We start from the raw sequence: 15,468 nt of genomic DNA, 5'->3' as shown, positions 1-15,468 counted from the left end.
CTATTTAACGTTCTTCTTATACCATTCCCCAAATGATTCCTTTGGAACTTCGGGCATCTCTCTTTGCTTGTACCACGGATTAAAATGATTATTCACTGCAAAGGGAATGTATTTTAAAACCCATCTGCCTGCTTTTCCTGCGGTTTTATAAACTCCTGGTGAAGAAAGTGTATAGTTCATAATTTTCATGCTCATCTTTTTGCCTGACGTTGCATATCCCTCCTGAACGATCACCTGTCTCCATTTATAAAGTTGCTGATGAATATCAATCTTGACCGGACATACATTAGAGCAAGATCCGCATAAGGTAGAGGCAAAAGGCAGATCGGCATACTTTTCCCGATCCAGATTAGGCGCCAGAATTGCGCCAATAGGCCCTGAAATTGCATAATGGTAACTATGTCCGCCACTTCTTCTGTAAACAGGGCAGGTATTCATACAGGCGCCACAACGAATACATTTTAAAGAAGCTCTGAAATCTTCCCTCCCCATTTGTACGGTACGGCCATTGTCAACCAGCACAAGGTGCATTTCCTGTCCTGCTCTTGGTTTTTTAAAGTGACTGGAATAAGTGGTAATCGGCTGTCCGGTTGCACTTCTGGCGAGTAAGCGCAGAAATACGCCTAAATGTTTACGTTTAGGGATGATTTTCTCGATCCCCATACAAGCGATATGAACATCAGCAAGATGAGCACCCATATCAGCATTTCCTTCGTTGGTGCAAACTACAAATTCACCGGTTTCGGCAATCGCAAAGTTAACCCCTGTCAAAGCTGCTCTTCTGGTCAGAAAGGTCTCTCTCAGATGTACTCTTGCAGCTTCGGTCAATATTTGCGGATCTGAGGTTCCGGCGGCTACGCCAAGATGCTGATGGAATAAATCCCCTATTTCTTCTTTTTTCTTATGTATACAAGGCAGAACGATATGACTTGGCGGTTCTTTAGCTAATTGAACGATGCGCTCTCCCAGATCAGAGTCAATCACTTCCAGTCCTTGTTTTTCTAAATATTCGTTTAAATGGCATTCTTCCGTTAGCATGGACTTACTTTTTACCAGCTGGCGGATATCGTGTTTTTGTAAAATCTGATGTACGATTTGGTTATGCTCCTGTGCATCTGCCGCCCAATGCACAATAATGCCATTCGCAAGCGCTTTTTCTTCAAAGCTAACCAGGTATTCGGCAAGGTTAGATAAGGCATTGTTCTTAATCTGCGAGGCTTTTTCTCTCAGCACTTCCCATTCGGGAATACTATGTGCTGATTTATCTCTTTTCTGCCTGATCCACCATAAGGTTTCATCATGCCAGTTTACACGCTGTTCATCTTTATTAAATACTTCTGATAATTCAGGATGGGTTTTCGCTGTTGTACTCATAAATTCTATCCTGCATTTAGTATTTCTGCAATATGCAGCACCTTCACGTTGCTATTTTCTCTTTTTAAAATCCCTTCCATATGCATCAGACAAGACATATCGGCACCGGTAATATATTCTGCGCCATTTGCCTGGTGATCTTTTACTCTGTCTTTTCCCATTTTCACTGATACAGCTTCTTCAACCACACAAAAAGTCCCGCCAAATCCACAGCATTCATCTTCTCTTTTCAAGTTGATGAGTTCCAGTCCTTCTACCTGCGCCAGAAGTTGTTGAGGTTTAGAAAAATAAGGAGCAACCAGCTCACTCATTTGTGTAAGCAATAATCCTCTTTGGCCGTGACAGCTTTGATGTAAGCCTACTTTGTAAGGGAATTTTGCTTTAAGATTTTTCACCTGGAGTACATCTACCAAAAATTCTACGAGTTCATAGACTTTAGTCCTTATTGCGGCCGCCTGTGGTTCTGATTTTTCGGTATGCAGGTGTTCCTTAAGGTGTAAAACACAGCTGCCAGAAGGAGATACGATATAATCAAACTCTGCGAAATTGTCTACAAACAACTGATTACAATCTCCGGTAAGATGTTCAAAGCCTGAATTGGCCATGGGTTGTCCGCAACAGGTTTGCCCGGTTGGATAAGTAACGTCCAGTCCTAGCTTTTTAAGCAGCTGATAGGTTGCAATACCAGCATTAGGATAAAATTGATCTACGTAACAGGGAATAAAAAGGCCTACTCTTTTCATAAAGCGAAATCATTGGGAACTGTGTAAATTTCATGTTTACTGAAAGCACAATCTACGAAAATACGCTTAACGTGCTGCTCTTCTATCTCTGATTTTGGCAAAACATACAGCTTTATTGCTATATCAAAAATAATAGACAAGTATAAAAATTCCAGCCGGACTAACTGTACCGTACTATCTTGGTATTATTCCTGTTCCATAGTTTTTTCAATACGGGAGTCGGGTATGAACCAGATCACCGCAACTAATATATAGAGGGAAAAACTGATCCACGGATTCACAAAAGACAGGCCAATAGCTGTTAGATATAATCCGACTGAGATCATCCCTTTAGTACCTTCCCCTATCGCTTTACTGAGATTTGAGTTCTTGCCTTCATGTTTGATCAGAGAATTTGACAAGATGGAATAGGCAAATGCATTCATGACCATCACAAATCCATAACAGGCGACCGGCCATTGACTGAAATGGTTTTCACCCATCCAGGCAGTCACAAAAGGGATCAGCGAGAGCCAGAACAGCAGGTGCAGATTAGCCCATAAGATACGTCCGTTCACAGATTTTGCAGCCTGAAGCATGTGGTGATGGTTATTCCAGTAAATACCTACATAGACAAAACTGAGGATATAACTCATAAACACCGGTATAAGCGGAACTAATGCATTGAGGTCATGACCACCATGTGGTACTTTTAATTCTAAGACCATGATTGTGATAATGATGGCGATTACACCATCACTGAAAGCTTCCATTCTTCCTTTATGCATTATTGTCTGTTTAGTTTTTCAAGTATAGTTATTTTAAGGAATCAGAATTATTTTTCCTGTGCTTTTTCTGCTTTCTAAAAAGTCATGTGCGTCTTTTCCTGCTGCAAGTTTAAAAGAAGTTGGTTCAGCTACTTTAATTTGTTTTGTTCTGATCCATTCAAATAATTGACCTGATCTTTTTACACGCGCTGCTCTGGAAGTCAGATAACTCCATAGGTCTCCGCCGGTAAGTGTTTTAGAACCGTCCATCAGCATCCGGGGATCTACAAAAGCAGGATCTCCACCACTCATCCCAAAAAACACAACCTGACCACAGTCTTTAGTGACGTTAAAGCTATCTTGCAGGGTACTTCCTATACTGTCATAAACAACATCCACACCGCCAGCAGCGAAGAAAATCACTTGTTTTTTCCAGTTATCCTGATAAAGGTAAACCTGGTCAGCTCCATTTTGCAGCGCAATAGCTGCTTTTTCTTCAGAAGAAGTTAAACCAATTACTGTACCGCCCAAAAGTTTGGTTATTTGTGTCAGCAGTTGCCCCACCCCACCTGCTACCGCATGAATCAAAACGATGTCTCCGGCTTTAGTCTGATGACTGTCTGTAGCCAGATATTGTGCAGTCAGCCCTTGCAGTAAAACAGCGGCAGCAGTTTCAAAGCTAATGTCTTCGGGAATTGGTAAGGCATGACTTACAGGTAATGCCACATATTCTGCATTCGCAAAAGGTACATCAGCAAATGCAACCCTATCGCCTGGTTTAAATTCAGCATGATCATTTGCATCTACCACTATCCCTGCACCTTCATAACCGGCAATATAGGGTGGTTCTCCTGTTAAGTGATAATTTCCTTTCCTCCGGTAAATATCTGCGAAGTTCAGGCCAATGGCCTTCATTTCAAGTAGTATCTCTCCTTTTTTTAAGATTGGTTTGGGTACTTCTATGTATTCCAGTACTTCCGACCCGCCAAAGCTGGAAAATGTCAATGCTTTCATCTGTTTCACTATTAAATAATAACTAAATGTATGATAATGGAAGGAATAATCTTCAATTGCTGCTGATCATGACATTTTAATGTACAATTAACAATAATGTATTGTAATTTAGTTTTTTAATGGTTTAAGAAACCATAACTATTAATTCTTGCTTTATGCTATTAAATTGTGTCATCATAGAGGACGAAAATCATGCGATTGAATTGCTGACAGACCATATTCAGAACATGCCTAATCTTCATTTACTTAAAGTTTATTCTCAACCTATAATTGCGCTGGCAGAAATAACAGAGGAGGATCATATAGATATTCTTTTTATGGATATAAATATGCCTGGTATATCGGGAATGGATCTGGCTAAGATCCTTCGTCCGAAAGCGCGCTTCCTGATTTTTACTACTGCGTATCATCAATATGCGGTAGAAGCATTTGAGCTGGAAGCTGATCAATATATTATTAAACCTGTTACCTTCCCGAAATTTACGGTAGCCATAGAAAAGATCATCAGAAAAATTGGCAAAGCCCCTGTTCAGCCTGTTGCTAAATCAGAGATATTTATCAAAACAGGGGTAATGAATAAAATTATCAAGGTTAGTCCCGAAGAGGTGATTTATCTGGAAGCAAGGGATAACTATATTATTGTTCATACGGACAAGGATAGTATCATCACTTATCTCACGCTAAAAGAGGCACTTCACACTTTGAATCAGCTCAATAACCTGGTACAGGTGCAGAAGTCTTTTGTCATAGCCCGGAATAAGATAGAAATGATAGAAGGGAACCTGATTATTATGGTGAAGGGAACCCAGATCCCGATAGGCAATACTTATAAAAAATCATTTTTTGATTATGTGAAGAATAATACGGTGGTATCTGCAAGGATCAAGCCTCCCAAACCGCAGTAAGATTATTCAGAATGGCAATTTTTCATCCGGCTACCTTCTTTAATAAATATAAATATCATTTTCTGGTATGGAGTATTTTCATTGGTTATGAGCTAATGATGCAACGGTTAACCGGAATGAGACAGAGCAATATAAAAGAACTCATTATTGCTTATTCCACAGGTGCTGTCATTTTCTATTTCCATGCACATATTTTATTAAAATACACCCTCAACACCAAAAATAAGCTGCTAAAGTATAGCCTGCCATTATTAATCCTGCTTGAAATCACCTGCTACATTGCGATAAGATATTTTACTGATAAATACGTCTATAGCTATACAGGCCCTCCTCATTTTGGGTCAAATAATTCACTCAGGATTTATCTTGCATCGAAAGTATGGCGGTGTATTTATTTTATAGGTAATAGCACTGTTTACTATTTCTTAGTTCGTGATCTACTGCAAAAACAACAAATAGAGAAGATGAAGCGAAGGGAGCTTAAAGCCATTTTATTAGAAAAAGAGATTAAGAATGAACTTATTTTAACTCAAAATGCCTTATTAAGAGCCCAGATCAATCCGCATTTTTTAATTAATACGCTAAGTTACCTGTACAATGAAACCCGCAAGATAGCTCCAAATGTGGCTAATAGTATTTTGTCTTTATCTGATATTATGCAATATGCTTTAAGCAAAGAGATATCATCAGAATATGTGAAACTAGAAAACGAAATCAAACTTGTAGAGAGTTTTCTGATTTTACATCAGGTAAAACAGGTACAAAAAATACATCTGAACCTTTCTTATAATAAAGAAGTGCTGGCTATTCCTTTTATCCCTCTAATATTGATGTCCCTTACTGAAAAGATTGTCAAACATGGTCAGTTCGATGATCCAATGGCTCCCGCAGAGATCAAAGTAATTTATAAGAATTCAAGTCTGCATATTGAGACTTCAAGCCTTGAGGGAACAGAAAACCCGATTTTGGAATCTGATTCAGACTTAAAAAACATCAGCAATAGACTACACATGGCTTATGGAGAAAAAGCTACCTTTCATTTTCAGCTCGATTCAAAGAACTATTTTCATACCCTTATTCAGTTGCAATTTTAATTATGAACAATCAACTGATAGATTTCTTTAAAAAATATAAATATCACTTTTTGGTATGGTCCGCTTATTTAATTTATGAAATGTCTGTCACATGGCTGATTTTTGATAAAAGGCCTTTACTGATCGTATACACCTACTACTTTGTTTTTTATATCCTATTATTTTATTTCCATGCCAATGTACTCTTGAAGTATACGCTGGGAAGTTCAAATAAGCTGCTTAAGTTTAGTTTAGTGTTTTTGATATTAATCGAGCTACTGGTTTATGTCGGTTTAAAATATCAGTTTGACTTAATATTCCTTAGAAATCTGGACCCTGGTGCTATTAAAGGATATGCATTTAATTTAACAGTTTTATCGCCCATCATATACAGGTTTGTATATTTCATCTGTTATAGCACGGGATATTATTTTCTGATAGCTACCCATCATCAACGGCAGCAGGTAGAAGAAATGGAGCAACAGGAACTAAGAAACCTAATACAGGAGAAAGAAATCAAGAACGAACTGGTCTTAACACAAAATGCTTTTTTGAAGTCACAGATCAATCCGGACTTCTTAATCAATACATTAAATTATTTTTACGAGGAAACAATTAAAATTGCACCGAAAGCAGCCGAAAGTATCATATCATTATCAAACATGATGCAATATGCACTAGGTAAAGAAGCCTCTACCGGTTTTGTAAAACTTGAAAAAGAAATTGAACTCATAGAGAACTTCCTTCTTTTACACCAGGCAAGGCAGGTACATCAAGCGCAATTAAAATTAGTTTATAGTCAGGACATCTTATCTGCCTGGTTTGTCCCTTTAGTATTGATGACCCTGACTGAGAATATGTTAAAACACGGTAAACTGGACGATCCGGATAGGCCTGCGGAAATTAGAATAAGCTATGAAAATTCAATTCTGCGTATTGAAACAGTCAATAAAGAATCCAGAAACAGCAGTATTCCAGGTCATGGCATTGGCTTGAAAAATATTAAAGAACGCCTTTCTCTGGCTTATGGCGAAAAGGCTACATTCGATTATGGTCTGGATGTCAAAGGATATTTTCATACCGCTATTGAAGTGCAGAACGCAATCAGACACAATTAATTAATTACAAAAAAGCGCCTTAAGCATTAGCTTAAAGCGCTTTTATAAATTTATAATCTCGCGGAGAGAGAGGGATTCGAACCCTCGATACCCTTTTGAGGTATACACACTTTCCAGGCGTGCTCCTTCAACCACTCGGACACCTCTCCAATTCGGGGAGTGCAAAAGTAGTATTTTTTTTGATTGTTAAACCTGAGCCTGCCTGATTTTTATAAATTAAATAACAGTAACTTTTACCATGTTTGTTTTGCCTTTGCTTTCCATAGGAATTGCAGCAGTATTGATTAAAGTATCTCCTTTTTTGATCAGTTTCATTTTAACCAGCAGACTGTTTACATCTAAAATGGTCTCATCAGTACTTTCAAACTTATCATAAAAGAAAGCCTGAACACCCCAAACCAAACTTAAAGTATTTAATAATTGTCTGTTATTCGTGAAAATATAAGTCAATGCTTTTGGTCTGTGTGCAGATATTTCAAAAGCAGTATAACCACTCACTGTCATAGAAACGATACCAACAGCATTCGTACGGCTCGCTAAAATACAAGCAGAATCACAAATTGCGTCACTTAAGAAAGTTTCAGAGTCAGCTTTTAAAGCTTTCTCAACATGGAATGGATAATTATTTGTTTCAATGTTCTGAATGATTTTTTGCATCGTTTCGATAACGATCAAAGGAAATTCTCCAACTGAAGTTTCTCCACTTAGCATCACTGCATCTGCACCATCCAATACTGAATTTGCAACGTCATTCACCTCAGCACGTGTTGGTCTTGGTGTAGTGATCATGCTTTCCAACATCTGGGTAGCAATAATTACAGGTTTAGAAGCAGCAATACATTTCTGAACAATCATTTTTTGTAACAATGGAACTTCTTCCATCGGCATTTCAACTCCAAGGTCACCACGGGCAACCATGATACCGTCAGAAACTGCGATAATTTCATCAATGTTATCAATCGCTTCAGGTTTTTCGATTTTAGCGATTACCCTTGCGCCTTTACCTCTTTGCTTGATAATATCTTTTAATTCGATGATGTCAGCAGCATTACGTACAAACGAAAGACCGATCCAGTCCACGTCATTTTCTAACACAAACTCAAGGTTCTTACGATCTTCTACAGTTAAAGAAGGGATAGATACTTTAGTGTTTGGTAAGTTTACGCCTTTTCTCGAGGTTAAAATACCACCGTGAACAACTTCACAAACAACCTCATCTTCATAATTCGTTTCAATCACTCTCATTTGCAGTTTTCCATCATCTAAAAGAATGATTTCTCCTGGTTTTACATCTTTAGGGAAGCTTGTATAAGTGATATAAATACGTTCTTCGTTACCGATGCATTCTTTAGTTGTGATGATTGTACGACTTCCATTAACTAAGTGTATACCACCATCTTTAACGATTCCAATTCTAATTTTAGGGCCTTGTAAATCAGCTAAAATACCAACGTTATAGTTGTGTTTTTTATTGATTGCACGGATCGTATCCAGGACTTCCTGGTGATCGGCTTGTGAACCGTGTGAAAAGTTAAGTCTGCAAACGTCTAGTCCTGCATTAAACATGCTTAATAAAACGTCTGGTTTTGCTGAGGCCGGACCTAGCGTGGCTACAATTTTTGTTCTGGAATGAAAGGGTTTCATTTGAGTTATTTTATTTGTTACGACTAACAAAAGAAGGTTTTAGCTATTAAAAACCACTGTTAGCCTGGTTGATTCTGTTATTTAACTAAATAATGTTAGATTCAAATATAGTGTATTTAATACACCTTACATATAAAATTTATATTACCAAATTCTCATTTGACTTCAATTTGAGGGGATCTATCTGCGCAGCAACCTGAATATCAGGCAGTTTATTAAGACCTGAAATGATATAATCCAGGTCTTCTTTATCAATATATCCCTGAATAATCATAAAATAATCCACTTTATTCATCTCCGGAATCAAGAATCCTTCACTACTGCGGTTACTGAGTATAAAAAAATCATTATCACCCTGTTCTACGTAAAAATTATACTTCGAAAATGCTAAAGGAGGCTCGTCTACATTAAAAAACACCTCATGATCTTCAACTTTTTCAAAATTTAAATTGAGTCTTGTGTTGATCTTATGACACAGCACATAATCCTTTAAGGACGCTGTGATTGCGATTAAGACAAAATCCAGGTCCAGAGAAAGTTTTAAATAAGTTTTGTTCAAAGCAGCTTAGTAAGATATATTTTAGGATACGAAATTATAAAACTAATTTTGCTTTATCATTTGAAATAAAAACATTAAAATTGACAGAGAAATAAAAACATTTGAAATGTGTCAGAATTTATTTTTCTTTGCACTGAATTATTTAACCCATTAAATTATAACATTATGTCTGATATTGCTTCAAGAGTTAAGGCTATTATCGTTGAAAAATTAGGTGTGGATGAGAGCGAGGTTACCCCAGAAGCTTCTTTCACTAATGACCTAGGTGCGGATTCTTTGGATACTGTAGAACTTATCATGGAATTCGAAAAAGAATTCAATGTAGCAATTCCTGATGATCAAGCTGAGACTATCGGTACAGTTGGTCAAGCAATTGCTTATCTAGAGAAAAACGTAAAGTAGAACATACGGCCTCCGTATAATCCGTATAAATGGAATTAAAAAGAGTAGTAGTTACAGGTCTAGGTGCACTCACTCCAATTGGCAATACTATCCCAGAATTCTGGGATAATTTGTTAAAAGGGGTGAGTGGCGCTGGGCCGATTACAAGTTTTGATACAGAAAAATTCAAAACAAAATTTGCCTGCGAGCTGAAAAACTTCAATCCTGAAGACTTTTTAGAAAAAAAAGAAGCTCGTAAATTAGATCCTTTTGTGCAATACGCGATAGCATCAACAGACGAGGCGGTAAAAGATGCGGGATTCGATTTCTCGCAAATGGACACCAATCGTATTGGCGTTATCTGGGGTACTGGTATCGGTGGTATCAAGACGTTTCTGGAAGAAATGAGAAACTATTTTGCGGGCGATGGAACTCCCCGTATTAATCCGTTCTTCATTCCAAAGATGATTATTGATATCGTTCCTGGCCACATCTCCATAAAATATGGCTTACGTGGCCCTAACTTTGCTACCGTATCTGCCTGTGCTTCTTCAACTAATGCAATGATCGATGCTTTCAATTACATACGCCTGAATATGGCCGATGTGATTATCAGCGGTGGATCTGAAGCGATTATTAATGAAGCTGGTATTGGCGGTTTCAATGCAATGCATGCGCTTTCAACAAGAAATGACGACCCGTCAACTGCTTCCAGACCGTTTGATAAAGACAGGGATGGATTTGTAGCAGGTGAAGGTGCCGGAACTATTATCCTGGAAGAGTTAGAGCATGCAAAAGCACGTGGTGCTAAAATCTACGCCGAATTAGTTGGTGGTGGAATGAGTGCAGATGCAAATCATATTACAGCTCCGCATCCGCAGGGATTAGGTGCTAAAATGGTGATGACCAATGCACTAAGAGATGCAGGTATGACAACTGGAGATATTGATTATATCAATGTTCACGGAACATCTACCTCACTTGGAGATATCAGTGAAACAAGCGCAATTGTTAATTTATTTGGTGAAGATGCGTACAAACTGAACATCAGCTCAACGAAATCAATGACTGGTCACCTTTTGGGTGCTGCTGGTGCTGTTGAGGCCATTGCTGCTATTCTTGCTGTACAAAACGACATCGTACCTCCAACAATTAATCACTTCACCGACGATCCTGATTTTGATCCTAAGTTGAATTTCACTTTTCATAAGCCGCAAAAACGATTAGTACGTGCTGCATTAAGCAATACTTTTGGTTTCGGTGGTCATAATGCATCAGTAATTTTCAAAAAATACGAAGAGTAAAACGTCACGAAATATCGATTTTAATAAATTTAATGCCCCTATTTGACCTATATAAACTCTATTTATCGCCTGATAAAGAGTTTATAAAAAAGCTGAAAAATATGTTAGGCTTTGTGCCTGGAAATACCGTTTTGTATAAAATGGCATTCAGGCACAGGTCTGTGGCTAAAGTATTGAAAAATGGAAGTCGGAGCAGTAACGAACGCCTGGAATTTTTGGGCGATGCCATCCTTGGCGCTGTTATTGCAGAACTACTCTTCAAAAGTTACCCTTATAAAGAAGAAGGTTTCCTTACAGAAATGCGCTCTAAGATCGTTAACAGGGTGAATTTAAATCAGCTAGCCAGAAAAATGGGCTTTGATCAGCTGATCGTTTTCGATCAGAAAATGGTTAACATGCAGACTAAACACCACTCTATGCTCGGTGATGCTTTCGAAGCACTGATAGGCGCTGTTTACCTGGATAAAGGATATAATTTCACCAAAGAGTTATTGCTTAAACGTATTGTCAAGCCGTATATCGACGTTCATACCCTTGAACTTACTGAAACAAACTTCAAAAGTAAATTGATAGAATGGTGTCAGCGCCATGCTAAAGATATCACGTTCGAAATGATGGAGAACAGTGAAGGCGACAGTGCCAAACTTTTCACTATACAGGCCATTATCGATGGTGAAAGTTTCGGTATCGGAAGAGATTACAATAAGAAAAATGCAGAAAAACAAGCCGCAGAAAAGGCTTGTGAGGCATTATCTCTATAAAAACAGGCTTATTTCTTCTTTACCGTATCTGTATACTTTTTATAAGTATCTCTGATATACTTTACTGCATCATATTCTGTCCAGTTTTTTGCCTTCTGATAATCAGGACGGTAGTTTAGCATGAAATCTTCCAGCTCTTTACCACTCAGTTCAGTATTCTTTTTAATCAGGGATTCATTGAAATATCCGTCAATCTGAGTCTGCTGCATTTCCCTGTTATAATAATTCCCAAATCGCTTTGCATTCTTAGGTGTACGACCAAATAATTCGTATAAAGCAGTTATGGGCGCAAAAATATAAGATAGCAAAGGTGGCTTTCCCGCATAAAAAGAACCTTTATCCCTGTAGTCCTGTTTCAACTCATCCAGTTCTGCTTTTTTAGATTTACCCCTGATATTTACTTCATGTAAGGTTGTACCTGCGCCATTATCCAGGTAAACAATCAAATCCTTATTTGATAAAACGATCATTTGCTTATCTGAAAAGTCCTGTTTATAGATAACAAGCGTATCTCCTATGTTCGCTTTCACCTGGAAAAGCCCCAGATCATTACTGCTAACGGTAAACTTTGTCCGCAAGTTAGTAACCTGCGCCATTGCAATACGTGTGGTAGTCCCTTTTGTCATGACCACGCCATTTAATTGAAAATCCTGTTGCGCGAAAACAACAGATACGGAAGCAGTTATAAAGGCAAAAACAAGTAAACTTTTCTGGATTGTACGGATCATTGGTCTGTGATGCATGGAGTAAATTTAACTATTGTTTGTGAATCTGCCATAGCATAAATTGCCATATGACTTTATAAATGCTATTCAGCACGTTAAAAATTTCATATCTTCAGGGGTGTCTGTTTAAAATAGACGCTCATTTTAACAATAAATTATATCTTTGCACATGATAAAATCAATGACAGGTTATGGCCTGGCCTCTACAGATCAGGAAAATACAAAGTTTTCCGTAGAGATAAAATCCCTGAACAGTAAGTTTTTAGAGCTTAATCTAAAACTCCCAAGGGCATATGCAGATAAAGAACTTTTACTGCGTAATGTCTGTAGCAAGGATATTGAACGCGGAAAAGTAAATGTTTCTATTAATATTGAGCGCAGTGAAGAAAACCTTAAAGGTGCAACGATCAATGCAGCTTTACTGAGCAAATATTACAAACAATTAGAAGCAATTAACATTGATTTAGGTGCAAATTCAAGTAACCTTCTTCAGGCTGTATTGAATTTTCCGGACGTAATCAGCTATACTGAAGAAGTAGTAAATGAAGGTGAATGGGATATTTTGCAAAAAACATTCTATACTGCTTTAGCCAGCTTCAACCAGTTCAGAGAAACTGAAGGAAATGCATTAAAACAGGATCTGGAACTTAGGATTAAAAATATACTTGGCTTTTTCTCTCAGATTGAAGTTTTAGCTCCTTTGAGAATCCCTCATATCAGGGCAAAACTGAACCAATTATTAGAAGAGGTATCAGGAAAGGTTAATGTTGATCAAAACCGTTTAGAGCAGGAATTAATCTATTACATAGACAAACTTGACATTACGGAAGAAAAAATTCGTCTTAAAAGCCACTGTGACTATTTTACTGAGACTTTAAAAAGTAAAGATGCCAATGGTAAAAAACTTGGTTTTATATCTCAGGAAATAGGCAGAGAGATCAATACCATGGGTGCAAAAGCAAATGATGCACAGATACAGCAATTAGTTGTTGGTATGAAAGAGGAATTAGAAAAAATTAAAGAACAGTTGCTAAACGTAATTTAATACGCCGGCAAGATTTACACACCAATGATACAAGGCAAACTAATTATATTTTCCGCTCCGTCCGGCGCAGGAAAAACAACAATCGTTAAACACTTACTGGAGAAGTTTCCATCACTAAGCTTTTCTATATCAGCAACAACAAGGGAATTACGTGGTGATGAAAAACATGAGAATGATTATTATTTCATCTCTAAGGAATCGTTCTTACACAAAGTTGCACACCAGGAATTCGTAGAATTTGAAGAAGTTTACAATGGAACTTTCTATGGTACTTTGCGTTCAGAAATCGAAAGGATCTGGAACGAAGGCAAACATGTGATTTTTGACATTGATGTAGAAGGTGGTTTACGTTTAAAACGTAAATACGAAGAGGATGCGTTAGCTATCTTTGTTCAGCCACCATCTCTGGAAGTCTTAAAAGAACGTTTAAGCGGCCGTGGTACTGACAGTGAATCAAAACTTCAGGAAAGATTTATTAAAGCGGAGAAAGAGCTGCAATATGCAGATAAGTTCGATGTGATCCTTAAAAACTTTGATCTTGATATAGCCTGTGCAGAAGCAGAAAAATTAGTTACCGATTTTCTTAATAAATAAGAAGCTGATCAAAAGAATGGCGAAAACAGGTTTATTTTTTGGTTCTTTCAATCCTATTCATGCAGGACATCTGATTATAGCCAGTTATATGGCTAATTTCACCGATCTGGATGAGGTGTGGCTGGTCGTTTCCCCACAGAACCCACTGAAAAATAAAAAGGGGCTTGGTAATATGTATGACAGACTTGAGATGGCCCGGTTAGCAATTGAACCGGCAGAACAACTTAAGGTAAGTGATATTGAATTTAACCTGCCCCAGCCTTCTTATACTATTGATACCCTCGCCTATCTTCAGGAAAAACATCCTGCAAAAGAGTTCGTTTTGATTATGGGGGCTGATAACCTGGCTTCTTTAAAAAAATGGAAGAACTATGAGGTCCTGCTCAGGGACTATGCGATCTATGTGTATCCCAGACCGGGATCGGATGTTACAGAATGGGTTAACCATCCTTCGATTACATTGACAGAAACACCTCAGATGGAAATTTCATCGACCTTTATCAGACAAGCTTTAAAAGACAATAAAAATATTCAGTTCCTTGTTCCTGAAAATGTAATCTCATTTATGGACAGTAAAAATATGTATCGCTAAACTGCTGTTTAACGGTAGATTAAGAATATAGTCGGTTTTTTATGAAGATCTATCTTCTCCTGACGCCATTGACCAATACTCTGCGTTCTGATATATTCATCTTCTCCTGTAATATTACTTGCTACACATAACAAAGTATTTGCTGCTGTATTTTTTATAATATCCTCATATAAATGATTGTTCCTGAAAGGAGTTTCAATGAATAGCTGAGTTTGTTTATTTTTTTCGGCCAGTTGCTCCAGCTCTTTAATCTTCTTTACTCTTTCTACTTTGTCAATAGGTAAATATCCATGGAAAGTGAAACTCTGTCCGTTAAAGCCCGAAGACATCAGCGCTAACAACAAAGAGTTAGGGCCTACCAGAGGTACTACTTTAATTCCGCGTTTGTGTGCTTCAGAGACGATTTCAGCACCCGGATCAGCTACTCCGGGACAACCTGCTTCACTCATCAGACCTACATCTTTTCCTGTCATTAATTCTTTAAAATAAGGAACCATAGAGTCATTCCTTTTATGTTTACCATAATCATGAATGGTTAGATCACTCTGTGGAATTTTTAAGCCTGCCTCTTTCAGAGACTTCCTTGCAGTTTTTTCATTCTCTACGATATAAGTATCTATAGCATTGATAGTATCAATCAGATATGGAGTGAATGATTTCGCAGAGGCATTTTCTGCCAATGGAACAGGAATCAGGAATAATACACCTTTCTTCATTTGAATATTTGTTGTTTTTTGGTATAATTTATGTAGCACTGTAATGAATTCCGTCTATACCAATTTAATGGCTATAAGGGCTTTGATCAACAGTATTTGGAATTACAAAGGAAAAGAATAAATATTTGGAAAGAGAAAATAAGAATCTAAATCTTAAGTTTAGCTTTTTAAAGC

At 37.6% G+C, this 15,468-nt stretch carries 17 protein-coding genes and 1 tRNA gene; 9 read left to right on the top strand and 9 right to left on the bottom strand.

The genetic code is table 11. The features are described from left to right. The 4 genes from HDE70_RS24475 to HDE70_RS24460 all read right to left on the bottom strand — a co-directional run bounded on the left by HDE70_RS24475 (window position 1) and on the right by HDE70_RS24460 (window position 3,877). Complete coding sequence (locus HDE70_RS24475) at window positions 1-1,374, bottom strand: lactate utilization protein B (RefSeq protein ID WP_183892101.1); 1,374 nt, start codon at window positions 1,372-1,374, stop codon at window positions 1-3. A gap of 5 nt (window positions 1,375-1,379) precedes the next feature. After that, the gene (locus HDE70_RS24470) at window positions 1,380-2,117 is read right to left on the bottom strand and encodes a (Fe-S)-binding protein (RefSeq protein ID WP_183892100.1); all 738 of its coding nucleotides are present in this window, start codon (window positions 2,115-2,117) and stop codon (window positions 1,380-1,382) included. A gap of 185 nt (window positions 2,118-2,302) precedes the next feature. Continuing rightward, window positions 2,303-2,884 (bottom strand): TMEM175 family protein, encoded by a 582-nt coding sequence (locus tag HDE70_RS24465; RefSeq protein ID WP_183892099.1) that lies wholly within the window; start codon window positions 2,882-2,884, stop codon window positions 2,303-2,305. Between the two features lie 33 nt (window positions 2,885-2,917). Continuing rightward, the gene (locus HDE70_RS24460) at window positions 2,918-3,877 is read right to left on the bottom strand and encodes a quinone oxidoreductase family protein (protein WP_183870275.1); all 960 of its coding nucleotides are present in this window, start codon (window positions 3,875-3,877) and stop codon (window positions 2,918-2,920) included. Between the two features lie 155 nt (window positions 3,878-4,032). Between HDE70_RS24460 and HDE70_RS24455 the strand changes: the two genes are divergently transcribed. The 3 genes from HDE70_RS24455 to HDE70_RS24445 all read left to right on the top strand — a co-directional run bounded on the left by HDE70_RS24455 (window position 4,033) and on the right by HDE70_RS24445 (window position 6,973). Then, window positions 4,033-4,782 (top strand): LytR/AlgR family response regulator transcription factor, encoded by a 750-nt coding sequence (locus HDE70_RS24455; protein ID WP_183892098.1) that lies wholly within the window; start codon window positions 4,033-4,035, stop codon window positions 4,780-4,782. Window positions 4,783-4,793: 11 nt separating this feature from the next. Then, entirely contained in the window at window positions 4,794-5,876 is a 1,083-nt protein-coding gene (locus HDE70_RS24450; RefSeq protein ID WP_183870273.1) for a histidine kinase, read from the top strand. Between the two features lie 80 nt (window positions 5,877-5,956). Then, on the top strand, window positions 5,957-6,973 hold the full coding sequence (locus HDE70_RS24445) for a sensor histidine kinase (RefSeq protein WP_183892097.1): 1,017 nt from the start codon (window positions 5,957-5,959) through the stop codon (window positions 6,971-6,973). A gap of 61 nt (window positions 6,974-7,034) precedes the next feature. Here the strand turns inward: HDE70_RS24445 and HDE70_RS24440 are convergent. The 3 genes from HDE70_RS24440 to HDE70_RS24430 all read right to left on the bottom strand — a co-directional run bounded on the left by HDE70_RS24440 (window position 7,035) and on the right by HDE70_RS24430 (window position 9,176). Then, window positions 7,035-7,122 (bottom strand) — tRNA-Ser (locus HDE70_RS24440). A 67-nt stretch (window positions 7,123-7,189) separates the two neighbouring features. Next, the gene (gene pyk, locus HDE70_RS24435; protein ID WP_183892096.1) at window positions 7,190-8,617 is read right to left on the bottom strand and encodes a pyruvate kinase; all 1,428 of its coding nucleotides are present in this window, start codon (window positions 8,615-8,617) and stop codon (window positions 7,190-7,192) included. A 139-nt stretch (window positions 8,618-8,756) separates the two neighbouring features. Beyond that, window positions 8,757-9,176 carry an IPExxxVDY family protein gene (locus HDE70_RS24430; RefSeq protein ID WP_068404929.1) on the bottom strand — a complete coding sequence of 140 codons (420 nt, stop codon included), beginning with the start codon at window positions 9,174-9,176 and terminating at the stop codon, window positions 8,757-8,759. Between the two features lie 165 nt (window positions 9,177-9,341). Between HDE70_RS24430 and HDE70_RS24425 the strand changes: the two genes are divergently transcribed. The 3 genes from HDE70_RS24425 to rnc are packed head-to-tail and all read left to right on the top strand — an operon-like array spanning window position 9,342 to window position 11,622. Next, entirely contained in the window at window positions 9,342-9,578 is a 237-nt protein-coding gene (locus HDE70_RS24425) for an acyl carrier protein (protein ID WP_008508386.1), read from the top strand. Window positions 9,579-9,607: 29 nt separating this feature from the next. After that, on the top strand, window positions 9,608-10,861 hold the full coding sequence (gene fabF / locus HDE70_RS24420; protein ID WP_183870269.1) for a beta-ketoacyl-ACP synthase II: 1,254 nt from the start codon (window positions 9,608-9,610) through the stop codon (window positions 10,859-10,861). Between the two features lie 32 nt (window positions 10,862-10,893). Continuing rightward, window positions 10,894-11,622 (top strand): ribonuclease III, encoded by a 729-nt coding sequence (rnc, locus tag HDE70_RS24415; protein WP_183870268.1) that lies wholly within the window; start codon window positions 10,894-10,896, stop codon window positions 11,620-11,622. Between the two features lie 8 nt (window positions 11,623-11,630). Here rnc and HDE70_RS24410 read toward each other — a convergent pair whose 3' ends face one another. Then, the gene (locus tag HDE70_RS24410) at window positions 11,631-12,365 is read right to left on the bottom strand and encodes a hypothetical protein (protein WP_260162066.1); all 735 of its coding nucleotides are present in this window, start codon (window positions 12,363-12,365) and stop codon (window positions 11,631-11,633) included. 163 nt (window positions 12,366-12,528) lie between these two features. Between HDE70_RS24410 and HDE70_RS24405 the strand changes: the two genes are divergently transcribed. From HDE70_RS24405 to nadD, 3 genes are read left to right on the top strand one after another with little or no spacing between them, the layout of a single operon-like run. After that, window positions 12,529-13,392: a YicC/YloC family endoribonuclease gene (locus HDE70_RS24405; protein WP_183870294.1), complete on the top strand. Its 864-nt coding sequence runs from the start codon at window positions 12,529-12,531 to the stop codon at window positions 13,390-13,392. A 24-nt stretch (window positions 13,393-13,416) separates the two neighbouring features. Beyond that, window positions 13,417-13,986: a guanylate kinase gene (gmk, locus tag HDE70_RS24400; RefSeq protein ID WP_183870267.1), complete on the top strand. Its 570-nt coding sequence runs from the start codon at window positions 13,417-13,419 to the stop codon at window positions 13,984-13,986. Window positions 13,987-14,002: 16 nt separating this feature from the next. Next, a complete protein-coding gene (gene nadD / locus HDE70_RS24395; protein ID WP_183892095.1) occupies window positions 14,003-14,578 on the top strand; it encodes a nicotinate (nicotinamide) nucleotide adenylyltransferase in 576 nt (191 codons plus the stop codon). 8 nt (window positions 14,579-14,586) lie between these two features. Here the strand turns inward: nadD and HDE70_RS24390 are convergent, their stop codons facing one another. Then, window positions 14,587-15,294 carry an SAM-dependent methyltransferase gene (locus HDE70_RS24390; RefSeq protein WP_111632876.1) on the bottom strand — a complete coding sequence of 236 codons (708 nt, stop codon included), beginning with the start codon at window positions 15,292-15,294 and terminating at the stop codon, window positions 14,587-14,589. Window positions 15,295-15,468 lie beyond the last annotated feature (174 nt).

The sequence above is a fragment of the Pedobacter cryoconitis genome (assembly GCF_014200595.1).
GTDB classification, from domain to species: Bacteria; Bacteroidota; Bacteroidia; order Sphingobacteriales; family Sphingobacteriaceae; genus Pedobacter; species Pedobacter cryoconitis_C.
Note: the sequence above shows the minus strand (reverse complement) of the source record. Positions and strands in the feature narration are given on the sequence as shown.

What these genes read in the sequence shown, in the direction of transcription:
- HDE70_RS24475 (WP_183892101.1), bottom strand. Translation starts at nt 1,374, where the DNA reads ATGAGTACAACAGCGAAAACCCATCCTGAATTATCAGAAGTATTTAAT.
- HDE70_RS24470 (WP_183892100.1), bottom strand. Translation starts at nt 2,117, where the DNA reads ATGAAAAGAGTAGGCCTTTTTATTCCCTGTTACGTAGATCAATTTTAT.
- HDE70_RS24465 (WP_183892099.1), bottom strand. Translation starts at nt 2,884, where the DNA reads ATGCATAAAGGAAGAATGGAAGCTTTCAGTGATGGTGTAATCGCCATC.
- HDE70_RS24460 (WP_183870275.1), bottom strand. Translation starts at nt 3,877, where the DNA reads ATGAAAGCATTGACATTTTCCAGCTTTGGCGGGTCGGAAGTACTGGAA.
- HDE70_RS24455 (WP_183892098.1), top strand. Translation starts at nt 4,033, where the DNA reads ATGCTATTAAATTGTGTCATCATAGAGGACGAAAATCATGCGATTGAA.
- HDE70_RS24450 (WP_183870273.1), top strand. Translation starts at nt 4,794, where the DNA reads ATGGCAATTTTTCATCCGGCTACCTTCTTTAATAAATATAAATATCAT.
- HDE70_RS24445 (WP_183892097.1), top strand. Translation starts at nt 5,957, where the DNA reads ATGTCTGTCACATGGCTGATTTTTGATAAAAGGCCTTTACTGATCGTA.
- pyk (WP_183892096.1), bottom strand. Translation starts at nt 8,617, where the DNA reads ATGAAACCCTTTCATTCCAGAACAAAAATTGTAGCCACGCTAGGTCCG.
- HDE70_RS24425 (WP_008508386.1), top strand. Translation starts at nt 9,342, where the DNA reads ATGTCTGATATTGCTTCAAGAGTTAAGGCTATTATCGTTGAAAAATTA.
- fabF (WP_183870269.1), top strand. Translation starts at nt 9,608, where the DNA reads ATGGAATTAAAAAGAGTAGTAGTTACAGGTCTAGGTGCACTCACTCCA.
- rnc (WP_183870268.1), top strand. Translation starts at nt 10,894, where the DNA reads ATGCCCCTATTTGACCTATATAAACTCTATTTATCGCCTGATAAAGAG.
- HDE70_RS24410 (WP_260162066.1), bottom strand. Translation starts at nt 12,365, where the DNA reads ATGCATCACAGACCAATGATCCGTACAATCCAGAAAAGTTTACTTGTT.
- HDE70_RS24405 (WP_183870294.1), top strand. Translation starts at nt 12,529, where the DNA reads ATGACAGGTTATGGCCTGGCCTCTACAGATCAGGAAAATACAAAGTTT.
- gmk (WP_183870267.1), top strand. Translation starts at nt 13,417, where the DNA reads ATGATACAAGGCAAACTAATTATATTTTCCGCTCCGTCCGGCGCAGGA.
- nadD (WP_183892095.1), top strand. Translation starts at nt 14,003, where the DNA reads ATGGCGAAAACAGGTTTATTTTTTGGTTCTTTCAATCCTATTCATGCA.
- HDE70_RS24390 (WP_111632876.1), bottom strand. Translation starts at nt 15,294, where the DNA reads ATGAAGAAAGGTGTATTATTCCTGATTCCTGTTCCATTGGCAGAAAAT.